This is a genomic window from Streptomyces sp. NTD107, from assembly GCF_059510435.1.
Genome location: NZ_JCAJZV010000002.1, coordinates 382,757 through 398,269, shown reverse-complemented (window position 1 = coordinate 398,269; position 15,513 = coordinate 382,757). Strand labels below are relative to the sequence as shown.

12 protein-coding genes and 1 pseudogene are annotated in these 15,513 nt (G+C 70.5%); 7 read left to right on the top strand and 6 right to left on the bottom strand.

Annotation, left to right across the window (positions count from 1 at the left end):
- The first annotated feature begins 80 nt into the window (after positions 1 to 80).
- The gene (locus AC5WRL_RS05540) at positions 81 to 1,037 is read left to right on the top strand and encodes an SDR family oxidoreductase (protein ID WP_496087525.1); all 957 of its coding nucleotides are present in this window, start codon (positions 81 to 83) and stop codon (positions 1,035 to 1,037) included.
- Here the strand turns inward: AC5WRL_RS05540 and AC5WRL_RS05535 are convergent.
- Positions 1,034 to 1,528, bottom strand: a complete 495-nt coding sequence (locus AC5WRL_RS05535; RefSeq protein WP_496087152.1) for a hypothetical protein — start codon at positions 1,526 to 1,528, stop codon at positions 1,034 to 1,036. The genes AC5WRL_RS05540 and AC5WRL_RS05535 overlap by 4 nt on opposite strands.
- 275 nt (positions 1,529 to 1,803) lie before the next feature.
- Between AC5WRL_RS05535 and AC5WRL_RS05530 the strand changes: the two genes are divergently transcribed.
- The 3 genes from AC5WRL_RS05530 (at position 1,804) to AC5WRL_RS05520 (ending at position 4,960) form a co-directional block, all read left to right on the top strand.
- Positions 1,804 to 3,471 (top strand): purple acid phosphatase family protein, encoded by a 1,668-nt coding sequence (locus tag AC5WRL_RS05530; RefSeq protein WP_496087151.1) that lies wholly within the window; start codon positions 1,804 to 1,806, stop codon positions 3,469 to 3,471.
- A gap of 68 nt (positions 3,472 to 3,539) precedes the next feature.
- Positions 3,540 to 4,193 carry a hypothetical protein gene (locus AC5WRL_RS05525; RefSeq protein ID WP_496087150.1) on the top strand — a complete coding sequence of 218 codons (654 nt, stop codon included), beginning with the start codon at positions 3,540 to 3,542 and terminating at the stop codon, positions 4,191 to 4,193.
- A complete protein-coding gene (locus AC5WRL_RS05520) occupies positions 4,190 to 4,960 on the top strand; it encodes a nickel/cobalt transporter (RefSeq protein ID WP_496087149.1) in 771 nt (256 codons plus the stop codon). The genes AC5WRL_RS05525 and AC5WRL_RS05520 overlap by 4 nt, the downstream gene beginning before the upstream one ends.
- Before the next feature lie 358 nt (positions 4,961 to 5,318).
- Here AC5WRL_RS05520 and AC5WRL_RS05515 read toward each other — a convergent pair whose 3' ends face one another.
- The 3 genes from AC5WRL_RS05515 to AC5WRL_RS05505 all read right to left on the bottom strand — a co-directional run bounded on the left by AC5WRL_RS05515 (position 5,319) and on the right by AC5WRL_RS05505 (position 8,486).
- The gene (locus AC5WRL_RS05515) at positions 5,319 to 5,537 is read right to left on the bottom strand and encodes a hypothetical protein (RefSeq protein WP_496087148.1); all 219 of its coding nucleotides are present in this window, start codon (positions 5,535 to 5,537) and stop codon (positions 5,319 to 5,321) included.
- Positions 5,538 to 6,205: 668 nt separating this feature from the next.
- On the bottom strand, positions 6,206 to 7,411 hold the full coding sequence (locus tag AC5WRL_RS05510; RefSeq protein WP_496087147.1) for a helix-turn-helix domain-containing protein: 1,206 nt from the start codon (positions 7,409 to 7,411) through the stop codon (positions 6,206 to 6,208).
- 181 nt (positions 7,412 to 7,592) lie between these two features.
- A complete protein-coding gene (locus AC5WRL_RS05505) occupies positions 7,593 to 8,486 on the bottom strand; it encodes a helix-turn-helix domain-containing protein (protein WP_496087146.1) in 894 nt (297 codons plus the stop codon).
- Positions 8,487 to 8,626: 140 nt separating this feature from the next.
- On the opposite strand from AC5WRL_RS05505, the gene AC5WRL_RS05500 reads away from it, so the two are divergent.
- The 3 genes and pseudogenes from AC5WRL_RS05500 to AC5WRL_RS05490 all read left to right on the top strand — a co-directional run.
- Positions 8,627 to 10,072, top strand: a complete 1,446-nt coding sequence (locus AC5WRL_RS05500) for an MFS transporter (protein ID WP_496087145.1) — start codon at positions 8,627 to 8,629, stop codon at positions 10,070 to 10,072.
- Positions 10,073 to 10,076: 4 nt separating this feature from the next.
- A complete protein-coding gene (locus AC5WRL_RS05495; RefSeq protein ID WP_496087144.1) occupies positions 10,077 to 11,111 on the top strand; it encodes a zinc-binding dehydrogenase in 1,035 nt (344 codons plus the stop codon).
- A gap of 43 nt (positions 11,112 to 11,154) precedes the next feature.
- Positions 11,155 to 11,547: pseudogene (locus AC5WRL_RS05490) on the top strand (aldo/keto reductase); the annotation flags it as partial.
- Positions 11,548 to 11,674: 127 nt separating this feature from the next.
- On the opposite strand, the gene AC5WRL_RS05485 reads toward AC5WRL_RS05490, so the two are convergent.
- Together AC5WRL_RS05485 and aceE are read right to left on the bottom strand one after the other, a co-directional pair.
- Positions 11,675 to 12,628: a helix-turn-helix transcriptional regulator gene (locus tag AC5WRL_RS05485; RefSeq protein WP_496087143.1), complete on the bottom strand. Its 954-nt coding sequence runs from the start codon at positions 12,626 to 12,628 to the stop codon at positions 11,675 to 11,677.
- A gap of 78 nt (positions 12,629 to 12,706) precedes the next feature.
- Positions 12,707 to 15,385, bottom strand: a complete 2,679-nt coding sequence (gene aceE / locus AC5WRL_RS05480; RefSeq protein ID WP_496087142.1) for a pyruvate dehydrogenase (acetyl-transferring), homodimeric type — start codon at positions 15,383 to 15,385, stop codon at positions 12,707 to 12,709.
- Positions 15,386 to 15,513 lie beyond the last annotated feature (128 nt).

Genomic DNA, 15,513 nt, shown 5'->3' with positions numbered 1-15,513 from the left:
GTACGACAGTGGATGTCGGGTTTCGCTGTCAGGGTGAGTCGCGTACGCACGACGGAACGGAAGGACCACCCGTGTCACACGTGGAACCACAGGCCACCCCTACCGCCCCCCTCGCCGGAAGGATCGCCCTCGTCGCCGGGGCCACCCGCGGCGCCGGCCGGGCGATGGCCGTCGAACTCGGCCGCGCGGGCGCCACCGTCTACGCCACCGGCCGCACCACCCGCACCTCGGTCAGCGAGATCGGCCGCGCCACGGAGACCATCGAGGGGACCGCCGACCTCATCACGGCGGCCGGCACGGACAGCGGCAGCGGCGGAACGGGCATCGCCGTACCCACCGACCACCTCGTACCCGAGCAGGTGGCCGCCCTCACCGAGCGCATCGACCGCGAGCACGGCCGGCTCGACATCCTGGTGAACGACGTGTGGGGCGGCGACCACCTCCTCGACCTCTCCTTCGACGTCCCCATGTGGGAGCTGAACCTGGAGCAGGGCCTGCGGATGATGCGGCTGGGCGCCGAGACCCACATCATCACCAGCAGTTACGCGCTGCCGCTGCTGGTACGCAACCCCGGCGGCCTGCTGGTGGAGGTCACCGACGGCACCGCCGAGTCCAATCGCGAGTACCGGCAGAGCTTCTACTTCGACCTCACCAAGTACCTCCCGATCCGGATGGCCTACACCCTCGGCGAGGAGCTGAAGAAGGCCGGCGGCACGGCGGTGTGCGTCACCCCGGGCTTTCTGCGCTCGGAGGCGATGCTGGACACCTACTTCAAGGTCACCGAGGAGAACTGGCGCGAGGGCATCAAGAAGGACCCGGCGTTCGCCATCGCCGAATCTCCCACCTACCTCGGCCGGGGCGTCGCCGCCCTGGCCGCCGACCCGGACCGGGCGCGCTGGAACGGCGCCTCCCTCAGCAGCGGCGACCTGGGCCGGGAGTACGGCGTCACCGACACCGACGGCTCCCGCCCCGACGCCTGGCCGTTCATCAAGGCCCTGACAGAGGGCAAGAACCCGGACGCGGCCGACTACCGCTAGCGCCCCCGCGCGGCGGGCAACAGGGAGTCGGTGAGCCGACTCCCCGGCCGGTACGCCACACACATGACGTCCCGGTCCCCGATCTCCCAGGTCGCGGCGGTCGGCAGCACGGGATAGAAGCCGATCCCGGTCGCCGCCGCACCGGGCCAGTACGTACGGAATCCGCGCCCGCAGCTCTCCCAGCCGAACGCCGCCACCCGCTCCCGGTCGAACGCGCCGTCCGGGGCGGAGACGAAGCCGTACACCTGATTGGCGGCACCGTCCTCCTCGCACGGGGTGTAGTGGACCATGACCTCGCCCGCCTCGGGGGAGTGGGCGGGGTCGGCGAAGCACTCGCCGCCCTCTATGGCCAGTACGCCGCCCGTCTCGGCGGTGAGAAACGTGTCGCCCTTGTGAACGGGCGCCGGCGCCGCCCCCGCATCGCCGGAGGCGGCATCGGCGGCGGGCAGCCACAGCAGCACCACGCCCACCACCGGCCCGGCCAAGAACACCGGCCCCCACCGGCGACGCCCGGCCCGCCCGACTGCCGCCAACCCGGCCTCCGTTCCCATACGGCGCAAACTATCCCGCGCCCGGAACGCCCCGGAGAACAGACGGCAAACGGTCAAGGGCAGTACCGGATCCGGTGTGCCATCCGCCATGAGATGGCAAAGAGTTCACCCGGCGGCAAGCCAGCACCCCGGGAGTGTTCGGCTGATCCTGGCTGAATCCACACGACTTGGGCACCAGGCCCGAACTCCCTCGCCCGTGAAGGGTTCTTCCACACGTGACAGTCAACACCTCGCGCTGGACCATGGCCTCCACCCGTACCAAGGTCGCCGTGCTCGGCGGCGCCACGCTGCTCGCCAGCGGCGTACTCGCCGGCCCGCTGGCCTTCGGCGACTCCCCGACCGCCCCCACCCGGCACCCGGCGGCGGAGATCCACAAGCCCTCGCCGATGCCCGACCGCGTCATGCTGACGCCCACCACCACGCCCGCGACCAGCCAGAACGTCACCTGGCGGGCCGAGGCCCCGGCCGGCTCCTCCCAGGCGCAGATCCTCAAGGCCCCGCGCGGCCTCGGCGATGTGAAGCCCGCGGACGGCGCGGTCACCACCATCAAGGCCGGCGTCGGCACCTCCGTCAACACCAATCTCGGCTACGCCTCGACCTACCACACCGTCGCCTTCACCGATCTCGAACCCGACACCCGCTACACCTACCGGGTCGGCGACGGCGTCAACTGGAGCGAGTGGACCGACTTCACCACCGCCGCCGACGGCCTGGAGCCGTTCTCCTTCATCTACTACGGCGACGCGCAGAACTACATCGACTCGGCCGTACCGCGCGTCTTCCGGCAGGCGTTCGCCGACCGGCCCGAGGCGAAGATGATCGTCAACGCCGGTGACCTCATCAACTCCCCCAACTCGGAGGAGGAGTGGGGGCAGTGGTACCAGGCCGGCGGGTTCATCGACGGCCAGGTCAACAACTTCTCCGTGACCGGCAACCACGAGTACAGCTCCGGCCAGCTGTCCGCGTTCTGGCGGCCCCAATTCCCGTACCCGGACAACGGACCCGGCAACGAGGAACTCAAGCAGACCGCCTACACCGTGGACTACCAGGGCGTGCGCTTCATCGGCCTGGACTCCAACTTCCAGGGCGACGCCACCCTCATGGCCGCGCAGACCGCCTGGCTGGAAGGGCTGCTGCGCGACAACCCCAACCAGTGGACCGTGGTCGCCTTCCACCACCCCGTCTACGCCATGACCGGCACCCGCAACAACGTCGCCGTACGCAACCAGTGGGGCCCGCTGTTCGAGGAGTACGGCGTCGACCTGGTGCTCCAGGGCCACGACCACGCGTACGGGCGCGGCAACCAGGTCGCCAACCGCGACTCGGTCACGGTGCACAACGGCGTCACGTACGCCGTGTCCGTCTCCGGCGGCAAGATGTACGAGCTCAACGACGGCGCCAACTGGACCGACAACGGCGCCGAACTCGTCCGCCAGGGTGAGAACGCCCAGCTCTACCAGATGATCGACGTCACCCAGGACACCATCCGGTACGAGTCGCGGTTCGCCAACGGCGAGCACAACGACGGCTTCCTCATCCGCAAGAACGCCGCCGGCGAGCGCACCGTCAACGAGATCCGGACCGCCGAGAACACCGTCGGCGAGCAGGTCACCGTCGACCGGACCACCGCCCGCAAGGGCGACACCGTCCAGGTGTCGGCGTTCGGCTACGACCCGGACGAGCGCGTCGAGGTGCGACTGCGCACCATCGGCGGCAAGAAGGACGACAGCCGGGTCATCGCCACGGTGAAGGCCGACGAGATCGGCCGGCTGTCCTACGCCCTCAAGATGCCGAGCTGGGTGAAGAAGGACACCTCCTACGAGGTGTACCTGGTCAGCGCCAACCAGCAGATCGACAGCCCCTCGATCAAGATCACCAAGTAGCGCGCGGGGGAGGGGCGCGGCTCCCGCGCCCCTCCCCCCCCGGCACGACGGAGAGCAACGAGACCACCGTGACCCCCCTGATCCACCGCACCCGACTGGCGGCGCCGGCCGCCGTCGCGGCAGCCGTACTCCTGTGGCCCCAGCCGGCCGCCGCCCACCCCTTCGGCCCGCCGTCCACCGCCACCATCGGCGCGGACGGTCCGACCGTCACCCTCGCCTGGCACGCCGCCGAGGACGACTGGGTCGCCCTCGGCCAGGCCCTCGGTGCCCTGGAGGACCCGGCCACCGAGACGGTCTCCACCGAACTCACGGGCGAGCAGAAGCTGCAACGCTCCGACGACGTACGGGCGTACCTGCTCGACCAGATCTACCTCACCCAGGACGGCACCCGCTGCGAGGGCGAGGTGACCTCGATGGAGAACCTCCTCACCGAAGGAGCCCGGCTGACCTACCGCTGCCCCGACGACGTACGGGAGGTGGACGTGACGGTCGGCGCCCTGTCCGACCTCAACGAGGCATATCGGACGATGCTCACCGCCGAGACCCCCGCCGACCCGGGCAGCACCCTGCTCACCGCCACCGACACCACCCGGCGGATGGACTTCTCCGGCTCCGCAGGGCTGCTCGCGACCCCCGGGGTCGCGGTGGCGGCCGGGACCGCCGTGGCCGTACTGGCGGGCGCGGGGGTCTGGGCACTGACCAGAAGGCGGCGGCGGACATGACCGACCTCAACACCCTGGACAACAGGCTGATCGCCCTCTTCGACGGCCGGGCGGTCTTCTGGCTGGCGGTGATCGTCGCCCTGGGAGTGGGCGCCGCCCACGCGGTGGCCCCCGGCCACGGCAAGACCATCACCGCCGCCTATCTGGTGGGGGTACGGGGCCGGTACCGGGACGCGCTGCGGCTCGGCGTGATCGTCGCGCTCATGCACACCCTGTCCGTGCTGCTGCTGGCCAGCGCCTGGGTGGGCGTGACCGGCACGGCCGGCTTCGCCACCGAGACGGTCACCGCCTGGCTGCAAGTGGCGGCCGGGATCGTGGTCATCGCGGTCGGCACCCACCTGATCCACCGCCACCTGAAGGCACGGCGGCACCGGCACCAGCATGCCCACGCCCATGCCCACGCCCACGGCCACGCCCACCACCACGATCACACGCACGACATCCCGGAAACGTCCCCCTGGTCCCGCCGCGGCCTGACGGCGATCGCCGTCTCCGGCGGCCTGCTGCCGTCCCCGTCCGCCTTCCTGGTCCTGGTCAGCGGCATGCTCACCGGCCGTTCCCTGAACGCCGTCATCCTGGTCCTGGTATTCGGCATCGGTATGGCCGCCACCCTCACCGCAGTCGGCATCCTGACCGTACGCGGCCACGCCCTGCTCTCCGGCCGCACCACGAAACTCGCTGCCTGGACCCCGGCGATAGCCGGTGGCGCGGTCACAGCAGGCGGTTGCCTCTACCTCTTCGCGGCGGTCTCGACCCTCTCCGGCTGAGTCCGGCCGGTGACGACCCGGTGCCACATCCGGCCGAGTACGGTACGGGGCTGCCGGTAGCGACCGCGCCGGTAGCGGATGGGCGGTGGCCGGGGCGGATCGAGGGGCGCGACATAAAGCGGCACTTTGATCCCGGTGGCATCAACGGGCGCATCGGTCATGGCCTCGCTGTAATCAACGATGGTGTGATGCAACCGCCCGACGCACGACTGGCAGGCATACACCTGCGCGTAGTGCCCGGTGGTCTGGGCCGGGCCGAGCCACACCACCCAGGTGTGCCGATTCTGGCACCACAGCCAGCACCGCCCGAGAACCCACTCGTTGCCGTCCCCGATCCGGGGCGGCCCTGGGCGGAAGCTCACCGCCGCCCGCGCCGGTACGGCCCGGACCGCGTCGCCGTCAGCCGTGAGTGGTGGTGCAGCATGAGCACTTCCCCACTGGCGAAGCGCAACCGCCGCCCACCCGGCACGGACACCATGTCCGCCACCATCAACTGCCTTCCCCCCACGGTGATCACATCCCCCACCATGACCGTGCCCGCATCCACTTCCACCGCCCGCACCCACACCCCGTTCACCACTCCACCATCCGAATCCCCGGCCACCCACCCACCGGATGCTCAGCCACAGGCAGCAACCGATACCGCTCCACACACGCCCGACACGCATACACCAGCCGACTCCCCCCTATGTCCGCCACGACCACGAGCCGCCCCGCCACCGGCTCACACCGCTGCGCCCCCAACCCACACGACGGCCCCGGCGCCGAAACCAACGCCGCATACAGCGCCTCACCATCGGTCAGACAATCCCCCCGAGGCGCCACCACCCACCGCACCCCACGCCCCGACCCCGGAACCCACGAGACCGGCGGAACCTCCACCACCTGCCCGGCCCCCAACACCACCACACCGGACAGCCGCCACCCATCCGCAACCCCCGGAAACACCAACCACGTCAACGAGTCGCGAGCAAAGTCCCCCACCACCCCGTGAGACCGCGCCCCAAGGTCAGCCACCACCCGAGCCCCAACCCCCTCCGGCACCCGCACCGCATCAAACCACCTCCCACACGGCAAGGTTCGGACCCCGTATTCGGCAGGGGGCAGCCAGGAAGGATGAACGACAGGCATCACGCGGCTCCAGAGATGTTCCGTGTTCGGACTGTCACAGCGTGCCCGTGCGCAAGGGCCCTGGTGTTGCCACGTTGGCAACACCAGGGCCCTTGACTGCTCGTCATGTATCGGCTACACACCGCACCATTGCGCGAACTCCCGAAGTGGCTCGGATGCCCGCTGCCGCGCGCGCAGCAGCGTTCCGACGGTCTCGTGCACGCCAGGGTGGTAACGCGTCTGCTGCGATGCCACCTTCCTGGCCTGTTCCAATGAACGCAAGGCTTCGTCGGGATGTGCGGTCCACGCTTCGGCCCGGGCCCGGGAGGCCCAGTAGGCGCCGGCTCGCGCAGCCGGGTAGTCGGCGGGAAGCCGCACGGCCCTGGCTTCCTTGAGAGCCTTCGCATGCTGACTGCGGTCCGCGTTGGCCGACATGGAGTGGATCACCACGTTGGCCGGTCCGAACACCAGCCCATAATCGGAGAGTTCGCCGGTCCGCTGAGCGAGGCCGCCAGCCTCCCGGAGCCAGTCATCGGCGGTCGAACCGTCACCACTGCGCCGGGCGAGCACAGCGGCCCGCAGACACAGCGCGCCACGCACGGCCAACGTGGCGGGATCGTCCTCGCCGTCCAGATCACGCAGCGCTTGCTGCACCAGAGCGAACCCCCGATCGTGTCGCGCGGCGTCGGCCATCAGCTGCGAACGATCCCACCGCTCGATCGCCACCTGTCGCGGATCACCTGAGTGCGGCGCGGCAGCCGCCATGCGGCTCAACGCATGCCGAGCGAGGTCCACATAGCCGATCTGCCGGGCGACGACATACACGGTGCGCCCCAACTCCGCCTGTAGCCAGCGGGCCTGCTCCATGGTCCGGCCGGGACGATCATGATTCAGCGCCGCATAGTTGACCTCCGCGATCAGCGCCGGCAGCTCTTGCGCGACCGTCAGATAGCGGCCCTGAGCACGTTGTGCCTCCAGCCTCCGCACCGCCTTCGCCAGTGCGGGCAGCTCACGCGGCGGCGGCTCGTCGTCCGACGGAGGGATGTCCCAGTCGTCCAGCGCGCTGCTGATGGGGGCCAACAGTGTGTCCAGCTTGTCTTGTTGCAGCATCTGAATGTAGGGCTGTCCGTACAGGACCGACACGCTGACACTCAGGGCCCGCGCCACGCTGGCCACGATGCTGGGGGATGCGTACCGCTTGCCGGTCTCTATCCGGGACAGCTGACTGGGAGAAACGCTTGCCCGCTGGCTGAGTTCGCGCAATGAGAGTCCCCGAAGCAGTCGCACTTCGGCGATGCGCGTGCCTACGCCCTGTATCGGCGAATGCTCGTGCGCTGTCATACCACGACGGTACCGCCGCCCAAGCCCGGCCGTGTCACGCTCAGCGCCCCATTGGTCGGGCGGGCTTCGAAGCGTCCATTGCCGACCTCGCCGAGACCTATCCCAACAGGACGTTTGCCCAGTTCATCGAGGGATGGGCCTTTCCATCGGCGGGTGCCGGGGAGTGGCCGCTGAGGAGGTGTCAGGTGGTGGACGATGACGTCGTTGGCGCGGTGGCGTTCCAGCTGGCGAGGAGGTCAAGGGTTTCGGCGTCGCGGCTACCGGGGGCGACTCCGCAGACGATGAGGTACAGGCCCTGGTCGGCGGCGAGTTCCATCGTCTCGTAAGTGAACGTCAACCGCCCGACAACGGGGTGGTTGAGACGTTTGGTGCCGGCGCGGTGGCGTCGGACTTCGTGACGGGCCCAGCGTTCACGGAAGCTGTCCCCGCGAATGGACAGCTCGCCGATCAGGTCGGACAGGGCCTTGTCGTGGGGATCGCGGCCGACCTCGGAGCGCAGGGTGGCGACGTTCTGGTCGGCGACGACGTCCCAGTCGGGGTAGAACTCGGGCGCGGCCGGGTCGAGGAAGGTGAAGCGAGCGGAGTTGACCGGCCGGGCCGGGCTGGTGAAGACCGGGGCGAACAGCGCGCGGGCCAGGGTGTTGGCGGCGAGGAGGTCGAGGCGGCTGTTGCGGACGTAGGCCGGGACGCCGCTCATGGCCTCCAGCATGTTCCACAGCTCGGGGCGGACCGCCCGGCGCTGGGGTTGACGCGTGGCTCGGCCCTGGGCGGCGGTGCCCGCCACGGGGTTGGCGGCGCGGACCAGGTGAAGCAGGTGGGCGTGTTCGGCCTCGTCGAGGAGCAGCGCGCGGGCTATGGCGTCCAGGACGGCGTCGGTGGCGCCACGAACGTCGCCGCGCTCCAGCCGTGTGTAGTACGGGAGGCTGACGCCGGCGAGCAGGGCGACCTCTTCACGGCGCAGCCCGGGGACCCGGCGGGCACCGGCGAGCGGGGAGACCTTCAGGCCAGCCCGCTCGGGGGTGACACGGGCGCGCCGGGTGGTGAGAAAACCACGGATCTCGCTGCGTCGGTCCATGCTTCGAGGCTACGCCCGGACCCCCCTGTGGAGCACGCGCCTGGGGGACCCTGGCAGGGTTCCTTTCACCGTCGAATCGGCGGCCGGGGCGGTGTTGTCTGGAGAGCGATTCACCAGCAGCTGCACCGTCGGAGGCGCCGATGTCCACTGCCGCTCGAACAGCTGAGCCGACCCCCGCCCCGGGCCGGGTCACCGGTTCCCACCGGGCCCGTTTCGCCCTGGGTGCGGCACTGCTGGGCTTCTTCGTGATCACACTGGACGCGCTGATCGTGAGCGTCGCGCTGCCATCGATCGGCGAGGACCTGGGCGGCGGTATCAGCGGGCTGCAGTGGGTCGTGGACGGATACACCCTGATGCTCGCGGCGCTGCTGCTGTCGGCCGGGGCGATTGCGGACCGGATCGGCGCCAAGCGTGCCTTCGGTGTGGGTCTGGCGGTGTTCCTGATCGCCTCGGCAGCCTGCGGCTTCGCACCCAGCCTTCCGGTCCTGGTGATCGCGCGGTTCGTGCAGGGCGGCGGCGCGGCCGTGATGATGCCGGCCACGCTCACGCTGATCCGCGAGGCATACCCTGATGCCCGCGACCGCACCCAGGCACTGGCCATCTGGGCGGTCGGCGGCTCCGTCGGCTCTGCCGCGGGTCCGCTGATCGGCGGCGCGCTGGCAGGCTGGGACTGGCGGTGGATCTTCTTCATCAACGTCCCCGTCGGCGCCGTCGCGCTGACGCTGCTGGCCAGGACCGCCGCGTCCCCGTGCCGGGTAGTTCCGTTCGATCCGATCGGCCAGGTCAGCGCGGTGCTGGCGCTGGGCGGGGCGACCTACGCGCTGATCGAGGGTGGCCAGTACGGCTTTGCCGGCACCAGGATTCTGGTCGCGCTTGGTTTGGCGGTCGTGGCGCTGGTGGTGTTTCTGATCGATCAGGCCCGGAACCCGCACCCGGTGATATCGCTCGACCTGTTCCGCTCCCGGCCGGTCGTCGCCGGTCTTGCCGCCGGGTTCGCGCTGAACTTCGGCTTCTACGGAGTGACATTCCTGTTCAGCCTGTACTTCCAGAGCATCCGCGGCATGTCCGCGCTGGCTACTGGCCTGCTGTTCCTGCCGATGACCGTGCAGACCGCCGGCGTGTCCTTCGCCTCTGGCGCCGTCACCCGAAGGTTCGGGGCCAAGCCCACCATGATCGCCGGACAGCTGATCATGGGCGCGGGCCTTCTCGTCCTGTGCCTCCTGCCCCCGACCGCCCCGGTATGGCTGGTCGCGATCCTGCTGATGCCCGTCTCCCTCGGCGGCGCCCTGGCGGTACCGGCCATGACCGGACTGATGCTGGCCGCCGTCCCGGCCGAACGCGCCGGGCTGGCCTCCGGCGTACTGAACACTTTCCGCCAGTTCGGCGGCGCCCTGGCCGTCGCCGTGTACGGCGCCCTCGTGTCCGGCCCCGCCTTCGCCCCCGGCATGCGCACCGGCCTGATCGGCGCAGCCGTCCTCCTCGCGGCCACCGCTGCTATCGGCCTCGCCCGCGCCTGGCGCAGCGGACCCCCGTCAGCCGCCCGCACCCGAGCGGATGCCGTCCCTGGTCACCTCAAGGAGATTTGATCCCATGCGAGCCACCCTGCTGTACGGAGCCGGAGACGTGCGCGTCGAGACCGTGCCCGACCCCGTGATCCAAGCCCCGACCGACGCGATCGTCCGCGTGGTGCGTGCCGCGATCTGCGGCAGCGACCTGCACCCCTACCGTTCCGCCCCCATCACTGAGGCAGGCCGGCAGATGGGCCACGAGTTCCTGGGCATCATCGAGGACACCGGCGCCGAGGTCACCGGCATCAAGCGGGGCGACCTCGTGCTCTCCCCGTTCACCTACGCCGACAACACCTGCTGGTGGTGCCGGCGCGGACTACAGACCTCCTGCCCTCACGGCGGCCGATACGGATTCGCCGGCGTCGACGGCGGCCAGGGCGAAGCCGTCCGCGTCCCCCAAGCCACCGGCACCCTCGTCAAGCTGCCGATCGCGCCCGACTCCGCGTTGCTGCCCTCGCTGATGACGCTTACCGACGTGTTCTGCACCGGGCACCACGCCGCTGTCACCGCGAACGTCCGGCCGGGAACGACCGTTGCGGTCGTCGGCGACGGTGCGGTCGGCCTGTGCGCGGTCCTCGCGGCCAAACGCCTGGGCGCCGAGCAGGTCATCCTCATGGGCCGCCACACCGACCGTACCGATCTCGGCCTCGGCTTCGGCGCCACCGAGGTCGTCCTGGCCACCGGCGAGGAGGGCGTCGAGCAGCTGCGGGAACTGACCGCAGGCCGCGGCGCGGACGCAGTCCTGGAATGCGTCGGCTCCATGCAGACCCTGACCACGTCCTTCGCCGCAGTCCGCGACGGCGGCGTGATCAGCCGGGTCGGCGTCCCCTCCTACACCGACGGGCCGATCGGGACGGACATGATCATGCGCAACATCACCCTGACCGGCGGCGTGGACCCGGCCCGCCACTACATCGACGACGTTCTCCCCGACGTTCTGGAGGGCCGCATCGAACCCGGGCTTGTCTTCGACCGCACCGTCGGCCTGGCGGGCGTCCCGGACGGGTACCGCGCGATGGCAGACCGCCAGTCCCTCAAGGTCCTCATCACCCCCTGAGCTACCCACCGCAACCGCAAACCGCTCGGAGAAAGCCGTGACCATGAACGTGACCTTGAACAACGGCGTGACGATGCCTGCCCTGGGCTTCGGCGTCTTCCAGACACCCCCGGACGTCACTGCCCAGGCCGTCAGCACCGCCCTGGAAACCGGCTACCGCCTCATCGACACCGCCGCCGCGTACGCCAACGAACGCGGCGTCGGAGAAGCCATCCACGACTTCGGGCTGTCCCGCGACGAGGTCTTCATCGAGACCAAAGTCTGGATCAGCGACTACGGCTACGACCAGACCCTCCACGCCTTCGACAAGAGCGCCGGCAAGCTCGGCGTCGACCAGATCGATCTGCTCATCTTGCACCAGGCCCTGCCCAGCCGCTTCGACCTCACCCAGGATGCCTACCGCGCCCTGACGACCCTGCTCGCCGACGAACGCGTCCACCACGCCGTCACCTGTCGGCCCCGGCATCCCAGGGGCGGGCTCCGCGACGCGATTCTCACGGCACTACAGCAACCTTTTCGAGGCCCGCCAAGTGGTGTGGGACCCCGCCGTCGCCAACGGGCCGTCAGGCGTAGAGCGCCGCTGAGCGGCGCATCGCGTCGGCGAAGCGGTGGCGCAGCTGTGCCGGGGCCAGGATCTCCGCCTCCGGGCCCAGGGCGAGGAGCTGGTGGTAGGCGATGTCCAGGGACTCCACCGGCAGGGTGACGGTGATCCGGCCCGCCTCGTCCCACGGCCCGGCCGCCGCCAGGGATTCGTCCGCCGCCGTGCGGTCGGTGACGTGGCGCAGGGCGCGGGCGCCCCGTTCGCTCAGGCGGAGCCGCACCGTCTCGCGCAGGATCGAGCGGGCGAACTCCCTCGCCCGCTCCTCCCAGAACGCGGGCAGGTCGAACGTCTCGTCCCGCGTGAACGATTCTCCCGTCGCCGCCGCCGAGGTGAAGCGGTCCACCCGGTAGACCCGCCACGATGTCTCCACCCGTGCCGCCACGTACCACACGCCGGCCTTCAGGATCAGGCCGTAGGGGGAGAGCACCCGCTCCTTGTCCCGGTAGACCACCGCCAGCCGGGCGTCGTTCCACACCGCCGGTGCCACCACCGGCAGCAGCGGCGGCGGATCGGCCGGCTGCCACCAGCCGGGGGCGTCCAGGTGGAAGCGTTGCGCCGCCGACTCGGAGGCATCCGCCAGGTCCGGCAGCAGCGCCGCCGAGACCTTCAGACGGGCGGCCGACGACGCGTCCGCCAAGCCCATCGCTTGCAGCGCAGAAGGGACACCGGAGAGGAACAACGCCTCCGCCTCGTCGCGCCCGAGCCCCGTCAGCCCCGTCCGGTACCCCCCGACCAGGCGGTAGCCCCCCGTACGGCCCCGGTCCGCGTACACCGGGACGCCCGCCTCCGACAGGGCGGCGACATCGCGCTGGACCGTGCGTTCGGAGACCTCCAGTTCCGCCGCCAGTTCCGCCGCCGTCATCGTCCGCCGGGTCTGGAGCAGCAGAACGACTCGCATCAGACGGGCTGCTCGCATCCCTCCATCATGACAAACCAACGACAAGGGCCCGCCCGCCCCCGGTCCGGGAGCGGGCGGGCCCGAAGCCACGCATCCTTACAGGCCGTACGCCTCACGCGCGGCCAGCACCGTCTCGCGCTTGACCTCGCCCGACCGGGCCAGCCGGTCCAGCGCCGCCACCACGATCGACTGCGGGTCGACACCGAAGTGCCGGCGCGCCGCCTCCCGGGTGTCCGACAGCCCGAAGCCGTCCGTGCCCAGCGAGGAGTAGTCCTGCTCGACCCACTGGCCGATCTGGTCGGGCACCGCCCGCATCCAGTCGCTGACGGCGAGGACCGGGCCCCGCGCGCCCCGCAGCGCACGCGTCACGTACGGGACCCGGTCTTCCCCTCGAAGCTGCGCCGCGTCACAGGACAGGGCGTCACGGCGCAGCTCGCTCCAGGAGGTGGCGGACCACACGTCGGCGGCCACGCCCCACTGCTCGGACAGAAGTCGCTGGGCCTCAAGCACCCAGTGGATGGCGGTACCGGACGCCATCAGGTTCACCCGGGGGGCCTCCGCCGAGGCGGCCGTCCCCTCGTTGAAGCGGTACAGGCCGCGCAGAATGCCCTCCTCCACGCCCTCGGGCATGGCCGGCTGCGGCTTCGGCTCGTTGTAGACCGTCAGGTAGTAGAAGACGTCCTCGGCGTCCGGGCCGTACATCCGGCGCAGCCCGTCCTTGACGATGACGCCGACCTCGTACGCGAACGCCGGGTCGTACGTCAGCGCCGCCGGGTTGGTGGAGGCGATCAGCGGGGAGTGACCGTCCGCGTGCTGGAGGCCCTCACCGGTGAGCGTGGTACGCCCGGCCGTGGCGCCGACGATGAAGCCGCGGCCCAGCTGGTCGCCGAGCGCCCACATCTGGTCGCCGGTGCGCTGCCAGCCGAACATCGAGTAGAAGATGTAGAACGGGATCATCGGCTCGCCGTGCGTGGCGTACGCCGTCGCCGCCGCCGTGAAGTCGGCCATCGAGCCGGCCTCGGTGATCCCCTCGTTGAGGATCTGGCCGTTGACGGCTTCCTTGTAGTGCAGCAGCTGGTCGCGGTCCACCGACTCGTACGTCTGGCCCAGCGGCGAGTAGATCCCGGCGGACGGGAACATCGACTCCATGCCGAAGGTACGGGCCTCGTCCGGGACGATCGGCACCCAGCGCCGCCCGGTCTCCTTCTCCCGCATCAGGTCCTTGACCAGCCGGACGATCACCATGGTGGTGGCGACCTCCTGCGATCCGGACCCCTTCTCCAGCGCCTTGAAGGGTTTGTCGCCCGGCTCGGGCAGCACCACCTGGTGCACCCGGCGGGCCGGCGCCAGGCCGCCCAGCGCCGCGCGCCGCTCCTGGAGGTAGCGCACCTCGGGGGAGTCCGGGCCCGGGTGGCCGTACGGCACCAGGTCGCCGGCCAGCTCGCTGTCCGGGATCGGCAGCTCCAGCAGATCCCGCATGGTGCGGAACTGGTCGAGGGTGAGCTTCTTCATCTGGTGGTTGGCGTTGCGCGACTGGAAGCCGTCGCCCAGGGTGTGGCCCTTGACGGTCTGGGCCAGCACCACGGTCGGGGCGCCCTTGAACTCGACGGCCGCCCGGTACGCCGCGTACACCTTGCGGGGCTCGTGGCCACCGCGCGAGGTGTGGAAGCACTCGGCGATCTTCGCGTCCGGCAGCGCGGCGCCCAGCTGCGCCAGCGCCGGGTCGGTGCCGAAGAAGTGCTGGCGGATGTAGGCGACGTCGCGGGTGGCGTACGTCTGGAACTGCGCGTCCGGGACCTCCCGCAGCCGCCGTACCAGCGCGCCGGTGGTGTCGGCCCGCAGTACGTCGTCCCAGGCGGAGCCCCACAGGGTCTTGATGACGTTCCAGCCGGCGGCCCGGAACTGGGCCTCCAGCTCCTGCACGATCTTGAAGTTGGCGCGGACCGGGCCGTCGAGGCGCTGGAGGTTGCAGTTGATGACGAAGGTCAGGTTGTCCAGACCCTCACGCCCGGCGAGCGCCAGCGCGGCGGTCGACTCGGGCTCGTCCATCTCGCCGTCGCCGAGGAACGCCCACACGTGGGAGGCGGAGGTGTCCTTGATGCCGCGGTTCTCCAGGTAGCGGTTGAACCGCGCCTGGTAGATCGCGGAGAGCGGGCCTATGCCCATGGAGACGGTGGGGAACTCCCACAGCCACGGCAGCCGGCGCGGGTGCGGGTAGGAGGGCAGGCCGGCGCCGCCGGTCTCCTGCCGGAAGTTGTCCAGGTGCGCCTCGGTGAGCCGGCCGTCGAGGAAGGCGCGGGCGTAGATGCCGGGGGAGGCGTGGCCCTGGATGAACAGCTGGTCGCCGGAGCCGGGCGCGTCCGCCGCGTCCTTGCCGCGGAAGAAGTGCTGGAAGCCGGTCTCGTACAGCCAGGCGGCGGAGGCGAAGGTGGCGATGTGGCCGCCGACCCCGTACCGGGCGCCACGGGTGACCATGGCGGCGGCGTTCCACCGGTTCCAGGCGGTGATGCGGGCCTCCATGGCCTCGTCACCGGGGAACTCGGGCTCGGCGCCGGTGGGGATGGAGTTGATGTAGTCCGTCTCCAGCAGGGAGGGCACATCGATCCCGCTGGCCTGGGCGTGCTCCACCGTGCGGCGCACCAGCTGGCCGGCCCGGTGCGGGCCGGCGGCGGCGGTCACGGCGTCGAGGCTCGCGCCCCACTCGGCGGTCTCCTCTGGATCACGGTCCGGCAGCTGGTCGAGCGCGGAGAGCCGAAGGCGTACGGGATCGGGCATGGGTGGCCCCCTTCCGGACAGGACAATGTCATACGGGTGTAACAACGGTTCGGTGATGACTGTAAGCCCGTGATCGATGATCGATCAAAGGCGGGGGTCAAAAAAACCGCTCAGAACGGGGAAATTGG